This is a genomic window from Variovorax sp. Root411 (genome assembly GCF_001425205.1).
Classification (GTDB): domain Bacteria; phylum Pseudomonadota; class Gammaproteobacteria; order Burkholderiales; family Burkholderiaceae_C; genus Variovorax.
This window is the reverse complement of the sequence record NZ_LMDW01000007.1, coordinates 56,256-63,852: the sequence shown is the minus strand read 5'-3', so window position 1 is coordinate 63,852 and position 7,597 is coordinate 56,256. Positions and strand designations below refer to the sequence as shown.

The 7,597-nt window shown below is 67.6% G+C and carries 5 protein-coding genes and 1 pseudogene; all 6 read right to left on the bottom strand.

The features are described from left to right. Positions 1 to 389 precede the first annotated feature (389 nt). Positions 390 to 1,361 (bottom strand): NAD(P)H-dependent flavin oxidoreductase, encoded by a 972-nt coding sequence (locus ASC92_RS10650; protein WP_056514486.1) that lies wholly within the window; start codon positions 1,359 to 1,361, stop codon positions 390 to 392. Positions 1,362 to 1,376: 15 nt separating this feature from the next. Next, positions 1,377 to 2,387: an electron transfer flavoprotein subunit alpha/FixB family protein gene (locus ASC92_RS10645; protein WP_056514483.1), complete on the bottom strand. Its 1,011-nt coding sequence runs from the start codon at positions 2,385 to 2,387 to the stop codon at positions 1,377 to 1,379. Positions 2,388 to 2,400: 13 nt separating this feature from the next. Further along, positions 2,401 to 3,229: pseudogene (locus ASC92_RS10640) on the bottom strand (electron transfer flavoprotein subunit beta/FixA family protein). Between the two features lie 31 nt (positions 3,230 to 3,260). Beyond that, entirely contained in the window at positions 3,261 to 4,256 is a 996-nt protein-coding gene (locus ASC92_RS10635; RefSeq protein ID WP_056514480.1) for a Bug family tripartite tricarboxylate transporter substrate binding protein, read from the bottom strand. 32 nt (positions 4,257 to 4,288) lie between these two features. Continuing rightward, a complete protein-coding gene (locus tag ASC92_RS10630) occupies positions 4,289 to 6,271 on the bottom strand; it encodes an acyl-CoA synthetase (protein ID WP_056514493.1) in 1,983 nt (660 codons plus the stop codon). 93 nt (positions 6,272 to 6,364) lie between these two features. Continuing rightward, positions 6,365 to 7,573: a CaiB/BaiF CoA transferase family protein gene (locus tag ASC92_RS10625; RefSeq protein ID WP_056514477.1), complete on the bottom strand. Its 1,209-nt coding sequence runs from the start codon at positions 7,571 to 7,573 to the stop codon at positions 6,365 to 6,367. Between the last annotated feature and the right edge of the window lie 24 nt (positions 7,574 to 7,597).

Here is a 7,597-nt window from a genome sequence, read left to right as displayed (position 1 = left end):
AGCTTGCTCGAACACGTTGCCTTCCATCTTGGCCTCCTGCCATGAGGGGGGTCAATTCCTCATGTCGTCAGGGGGGCAGTTTGTCGTGTCGCCTGACATTCCCTTGTTGGGGTATGGAGTGACAGGGGCATCCACTGTAGAGAAGAACTCAGCGAAGCAGTCGTTCCATCCGGCACGAAGTCTCGGCAACCGCCAACAAATGCAGCTTCCGCAATGCGCCGCGCGCGGACCTCATGGGCCCGTGTCGTGTCAGTCAGCAGCGGCTCTGAACGCTCAGGCCGATGGGGTGCCTTGCGCAGCGAAATAAAGGAGGAGGCCGAAGGCCGGGGGACATTCGCGGAGCAAGGTACCCCGTCGGCCTGAGCGCCCCCGGATGCGAACAGAAAGGCTTAGTTCATCCAGGACCGCGCCCGGTCCAGATGCTCGCGGCACTCGCGCACCATGCGTTCCAGCAGTTCCGCACAAGTCGGAATGTCGTCGATCAGGCCGATGCACTGGCCCGCCGAAACCACGCCGTTGTGCACCTCGCCGGACTCCAGCGCGGCCCGGCCGCGCGCGCCGGCCACCAGCGGGCGCACATCCTCGAACTCGCAGCCGCCCGGACGGTTCTCGGTGGCCACTACCTCTTCGGAGATGGCGTTGCGGAACACGCGCGCGGTGTTGTGCAGCGTGCGGAACATCAGCTTCGTGTCGCGCTCCGTGGCATCGACCAGCGCCTGCTTGATGTTGTCGTGGATCGGCGCTTCCTTGGTCACGCAGAAGCGCGTGCCCATGTTCACGCCTTCGGCGCCCAGCGCCAGCGCGGCGGCCATGCCGCGCCCGTCGGCAATGCCGCCCGAGGCGATGATCGGAATGCGCAGCTTGCGCGCCGCGACCGGCAGCAGCACCAGGCCGGGCACGTCGTCCTCGCCGGGGTGGCCCGCGCATTCGAAGCCGTCCACCGACACTGCATCGACGCCGTTGCGTTCCGCCGAGAGTGCATGGCGCACCGAGGTGCACTTGTGCACGATCTTCACGTCGTGGCGCTTCAGCGCTTCGATGAAGTCCTTCGGGCTGTTGCCCGCGGTCTCGACGATCTTCACGCCGCTGTCGATGATGGCCTGCACGTATTCCGCATACGGCGGTGGCTTCACCGCCGGCAGGATCGTGAGGTTCACGCCGAAGGGCTTGTCGGTCAGGGTGCGGGTGCGCGCGATCTCGTGGCGCAGGTCGTCGGGCGTGGGCTGCGTGAGCGCCGTCACGATGCCCAGACCCCCGGCGTTCGACACGGCCGCGGCCAGCTCGGCGCGGCCTACCCACTGCATGCCGCCCTGGACGATGGGATAGCGGATGCCGAGCAGCTCGGTGATGCGGGTCTTCATCGGTGCCGGGTCCTCTTACAGCGTGGTCACCAGTTCGGGCACAGCCGTGAACAGGTCGGCCACGAGCCCGTAGTCGGCCACCGAGAAGATCGGGGCTTCCTCGTCCTTGTTGATCGCCACGATCACCTTGGAGTCCTTCATGCCGGCCAGATGCTGGATCGCACCCGAGATGCCCGCTGCGATGTACAGCTGCGGCGCGACGATCTTGCCGGTCTGGCCCACCTGCCAGTCGTTCGGGGCGTAGCCCGCGTCCACCGCAGCGCGGCTGGCGCCCAGGCCTGCGTTGAGCTTGTCGGCCAGCGGCGCCATCACTTCCTGGAACTTCTCCGCGCTGCCCAGCGCCCGGCCGCCCGAGACGATGATCTTGGCGGCCGTCAGCTCGGGGCGCTCGCTCTTCGTGACTTCCCGGCCCACGAAGCTGCTCTTGCCGCTGTCGGCCACGCCTTCGGCGGTTTCCACCGCTGCGCTGCCACCGGTCGCGACTGCGGCATCGAAGCCGGTCGTGCGCACGGTGATCACCTTGGTGGCATCGCTGCTCTGCACCGTTGCGATGGCATTGCCCGCATAGATCGGGCGCTCGAAGGTGTCGGGGCTGTCGACCTTGGTGATGTCGCTGATCTGGGCCACGTCCAGCTTGGCGGCCACGCGCGGTGCGACGTTCTTGCCGTTGGCGGTCGAGGGGAACAGGATGTGGCTGTAGTTGGATGCAATCGCCAGCACCTGGGCGGCGACGTTCTCGGCCAGGTTCTCGGCCAGGCTCGGGCTGTCGGCCACGATGACCTTGGCCACGCCCGCGATCTGCGCGGCGGCCTTGCCGGCTTCGGCGGCATTGGCACCGGCGCTGTCGGCCACGATGACCTTGGCCACGCCCGCGATCTGCGCGGCGGCCTTGCCGGCTTCGGCGGCATTGGCACCGGCCACGAGCACGTGGACGTCGCCGCCGCAGGCCAGCGCTGCGGTCACGGTGTTGAGGGTCGCGGGCTTGACGGTCGCGTGGTCGTGTTCGGCAATAACAAGTGCGGTCATGTCGTTCTCTTCCTCAGATCACTTTGGCTTCGTTCTTCAGCTTGTCCACCAAGGTGGCAACGTCGGGCACCTTGATGCCGGCACCGCGCTTCGGGGGCTCCGAAACCTTCAGGGTCTTCAGGCGGGGCTTGACGTCCACGCCCAGGTCTTCGGGCTTGAAGACGTCGAGCTGCTTCTTCTTGGCCTTCATGATGTTGGGCAGCGTCACGTAGCGCGGCTCGTTCAGGCGCAGGTCGGTGGTGATGACCGCGGGCAGCGTGAGCGTCAGCGTCTCCATGCCGCCATCGACTTCGCGCGAGACGGTGGCCTTGTCGCCTGCGACTTCGACCTTGGAGGCGAAGGTGGCCTGGGGAAGATCGGCCAGCGCAGCGAGCATCTGGCCGGTCTGGTTGGCATCGTCGTCGATGGCTTGCTTGCCCAGGATGATCAGCTGAGGCTGCTCCTTGTCGACCAGCGCCTTGAGCAGCTTGGCGACGGCCAGCGGCTGCAGCTCTTCGGTGGTCTCGACCAGGATGCCGCGGTCGGCGCCGATGGCCATGGCGGTGCGCAGCGACGGCCAGCGGCTGCAGCTCTTCGGTGGTCTCGACCAGGATGCCGCGGTCGGCGCCGATGGCCATGGCGGTGCGCAGGGTTTCCTGGCACTTGGCATCACCGCAGGAGACGGCGATGACCTCGGTGACCACGCCCTTTTCCTTCAGGCGAACCGCTTCTTCGACGGCGATCTCGTCGAAGGGATTCATGCTCATCTTGACGTTGGCAATGTCCACTCCGGTGCCGTCGCTCTTCACGCGCACCTTCACGTTGTAATCGACGACCCGTTTGACAGGTACGAGAACCTTCATGGCTGTTCCTCTTGAATGACAAAGAAATGGATTACTCGAGCTTGGCGCCCGACTGCTTGATCAGGCGCTCCCACACCGGGCGTTCCTGCTTCCAGGCGGCCGCGAAGAGCTCGGGCGAGCTGTCCTTGATCTCGAAGCCCATGGCCGCCACGCGCTCGCGCACGTCGGGCTGCTGCGTGGCCTTGCGCACTTCCTCGGCGATGCGGTCCACGATGGGCTTGGGCGTCTTCGCGGGCATGGCGACGGCGAGCCAGCCGGTCACGCGATAGGCTTCGTCCTTCATGCCCTGCTCGGCCAGCGTGGGCACGTTGGGCAGCGTGCTCATGCGGCGCTCGCCGCTCACGCCGATGGCGCGGATCTTCCCGGAGTCGATGTGCGGCTTGGCCACCAGCGCGCTGGCGTAGGCCATCTGGATCTGGCCGCCGATCAGGTCCTGCATCATCGGCGCCTCGCCCTTGTAGGCGACGTGGCTCATGTCCGACTGCGTCGCCAGGCTCATGTGCGCGCCGGCCAGGTGCGGGTACGCGCCCACGCCGTACGAGCCGTAGGCCACCTTGCCCTTGTTGGCGACGACGTACTTCAGCAGCTCCGGCCCGGTCTTCGCCGGCACGCTGGGGTGCACCACCAGCACCAGCGGCGCCATCGCGATCTGGTAGACCAGCGTGAGGTCGCGCTGCGTGTCGTAGGGCAGCTTCTCGTAGAGGAACTCGTTGGTCATCAGCGAATTGCTCAGACCCAGCACGATGGTGTAGCCGTCGGGCGCCGACTTGGCGACCGCGTCGGTGCCGATGATGCCGGCCGCGCCGGGCTTGTTGTCGATGATGATGGGTTGGCCCAGGCCGGCCGACATCTTCTGGCCCAGCACGCGCGCCAGCACGTCGGTGGCGCCGCCGGCGGCGAAGGGTACGACCATGCGGATCGGCTTGTTCGGGTAGGCGTTCTGCGCCTGTGCCTGCATGCATAGCGCGGCGACGGAAGCAGTAGCGCACAGCAGCAGCGCGCGGCGGGTCGGAAGGTGGAAGGTCATGGCTTGTCTCTGTCTATGGTTTCTGAAAAAGGTCACTGCGCGGCGATGCGCGTCTTGAAGGGCAGGGGCTCCAGCGCCTTCTGCAGCCGTTCCTGCAGCGGCGCGGCCAGCGAGCCTGCCGCGGCGCTGTCGATCTGCACGCGTACGAGGCTCTCGCCTTCGGTCTTCACGACGGGCAGCGCGGCCTCTGGCACGCCGAGTTCGGCGCAGGCTTCGGCGACGGCTGCGTTCACCACGTAGAGCGCGGCCATCGCGCGCAGTTCGGGCTTGTAGATCTTGCCGACGTTGGTCATCGGCATGGCCCCGATCACCGACACCCACTTGGGCCGGGCCGGCGCCTCATCGACGCGCGCGGCGGTAAAGGCGAGCAGCTCTTCTTCCGTTGCCGATGCACCGGGCACCAGCGTCGCGAAGATCACGGGCAGTTCGCCCGCATAGGCATCGGGCGCGCCCACCGCGGCGCACAGCTGCACGGCCGGGTGCGCACCCAGCGCGTCCTCGATGGTCTTGGGGTCGATGTTGTGGCCGCTGCGGATGATCAGGTCCTTCGAGCGGCCCGTGAGGTTGAGCCGCTCCTCACTGTCGATCCAGCCCAGGTCGCCAGTGGCGAGCCAGCCGTCGGCCGTGAAGGCCTTGGCATTGTCGGCCGGGTCCACGAAGCCCGAGAACAGGTTCGGCGACTTGAACAGCACCATGCCGGTTTCGCCCGGCGCCACCTCGCGGTCGCTGGCATTGCCGTTCTCGTCGAGCGCCACCACGCGCATCTGCATGTACGGCAGCCGAAAGCCCACGCAGCCCGCGGGCCCGTCCACGCCGGGTGGCGTGATGGTCGAGATGCCGGCCATCTCCGTCATGCCCAGGCTCTCGTGCACGTGCAGGCCGAACAGGCGCTCGAAGCGCGCGGCGAGTTCGGGCGCGAGCACGGCGGCGCCGGTGCGGCAGTAGGTGATCGATGAAATGTCCGCGCCGTCCAGCGGCACGTTGGCCAGCGCCGCGAGCACGGTGGGCACGGCCGACAGCGAGGTCGGGCGGTACTTCGCCACCAGCTTCCAGTAGTTGGCCAGCACCTCCTTGTTGCGCAGCAGCGAGGTCGTCGGAATGATCACCTCCACGCCCGCCGACAGCGCCGACAGCGAGGCCGGCAGCACGCCCGCCACATGGAACAGCGGGTAGCCGTTGATGGAGATGCCGTTCTCGTTCATGCCCGCGACCTGCACGCTGGCCCAGGCGGTGAACACCTGCGCGCCGTGGCTGTGGCGCGCGAGCTTCGGCGCGCCCGTGGTGCCGCCAGTGTGGAAGTACGCAGCGATGTCGGTCGGCGCGATGTCGCGCCCGCTCACGAGCCGATCAGATGGTTGTGCCGCACGCAGCACATCGAACTCCGCCACGCCCGGCAGCGCGGTCTCGCTGTCCGATCCTGCTCCAGGCAGCGTGCCGGCCGTGCCCGGCACCTCGTCATGCGGCGCCACGCGCAGCACGGTGGTGAGCGTCGGCACCTGGCCACGCAGGCGCATGGCCTTCGACCACATGCCCGATTCGCTGTCCGAGCCATAGGCGATCAGCACCTTGGCGCGGCCGGCGGTCATCAGCGCGACGAGCTTCTCGTCGGTCAGCAGCGGGTTCAGCGGCTGCACGATGCCGGCCGCCTCACCGCCCCACAGCGAGAGGTGGTACTCCAGGCAGCCGGGCAGCAGCACCGCGACCGCATCGTCCGGGCCTACGCCGAGCGCATGCAGCAGGTTCGCGGTCTGGTGGATGCGCGCGAGCAGCTCGGCATACGACCAGCGGATCGGCTCGTCGGCCGGATTGCCGGTGCGCAGGAAGGTCAGCGCGGTCTTGCCGCCGAAGGCCGCGCCCGCGTTGCGGAAGATCTCGTAGGTGCTGCGCACAGTGAGCGCCTGTTCCAGCGGCGTCTCTTCGAGCCGGTGGATGTCCGCCAGGCTGCGGATGGGAAATGCGGGGCGGAACGGCGCGCCGACCGGGGTCTTGTGGTTCTTGTTTTCGTTGTCTGTCATGTCTGTCTCCTTGATGCCGATCATCAGCCGCCTGCCGTTTTACTGGGTCTTGATGTGGTTGTCGCGCCAGCGTCGCCTGGGCCTGCGCATTCTTCAGACGACGCCACTCGTTTTCAGCGCCGCCAGCTTTTCATCCGACAGGCCGAGCAGCGACTGCAGCACGGCGTGCGTGCCTTCGCCCAGGGTAGGCGGCGCGCTGCGCACAGGCAGGCGCTCGCCGTCGAAACGGTAGGGCGGCGCCAGCACGTTGACCGTGCCGGCAACAGAATGCGGCTGCGTGGTGACGAGGCCGGCGTCGGTGGCGCGCTTCGATTGCAGCGCCTCCAGCAGGCCCAGCACCTCGCCGCACGGAATGCCCGAAGCCGTGAGCCTGGCGAGCAGGTCGGCGCGCTGGCGCTTCGCCAGTTCGGCATGCAGCTCGGGCAGCAGCACCGCGCGGTTCGCGGAACGCAGGATGTTGGTCTTGAAGCGCTCGTCGGCCGCGAGGTCGGGCCGTTCGATCACTTCGGTGCAGAAGCGGGCGAACTGCGCGTTGTTGCCCACGGTGATGACGAGCGGGCCGTCGGCCGCATCGAACACGCCGTAGGGCACGATCGACGGATGCGAGTTGCCGTAGCGTGGCGGGTCTTCGCCCATCAGCAGCGCCTCGAGGCCGTAGTAGGCGGTGATCATCAGGCCGCAGTCGAACAGCGCCATCTCCACGTGCCGGCCCTTGCCGGTCTTCTCGCGCTGGTACAGCGCGGCGAGGATGGCCTGCGCCGAGTACATGCCGGTGAACAGGTCGACCGCGGCCACGCCGAACTTCAGCGGCGGCTGGTTGGCTTCTCCGTTGAGCGCCATCAGGCCGGCCTCGCCTTGAACCACGAGGTCGTAGCCCGGCCGCGCGGCTTCGGGCCCGGTGCGGTCGTAGCCCGAGATCGAGCAGTAGATGAGACCCGGCTGCTCCTTGCTCAACTGCTCGTAGCCCAGGCCCAGCTTGTCGATGCCGCCGAACTTGAAGTTCTGGATCACCACGTCGCACTGCTTCGCGAGATCGCGCGCGATCTGCTGGCCTTCGGGCGTCTGCAGGTCGAGCGTGACCGAGCGCTTGTTGCGGTTCACGCTGTTGAAGTAGGCCGTCTCGGTCTTGCCGACGCGCAGGCCCCAGTCGCGCGTGTCGTCGCCGCGGCCCGGGTGCTCGACCTTGATCACCTCGGCGCCCATGTCGGCCAGCACCATGCCGCACCAAGGGCCCGCGAGGATGCGGGACAGATCGAGGACGCGCACGCCGGCGAGCGGCAGCGAGGAATTCAGCGAGGACATGACGGCAACTCCAGAAAGACGAAG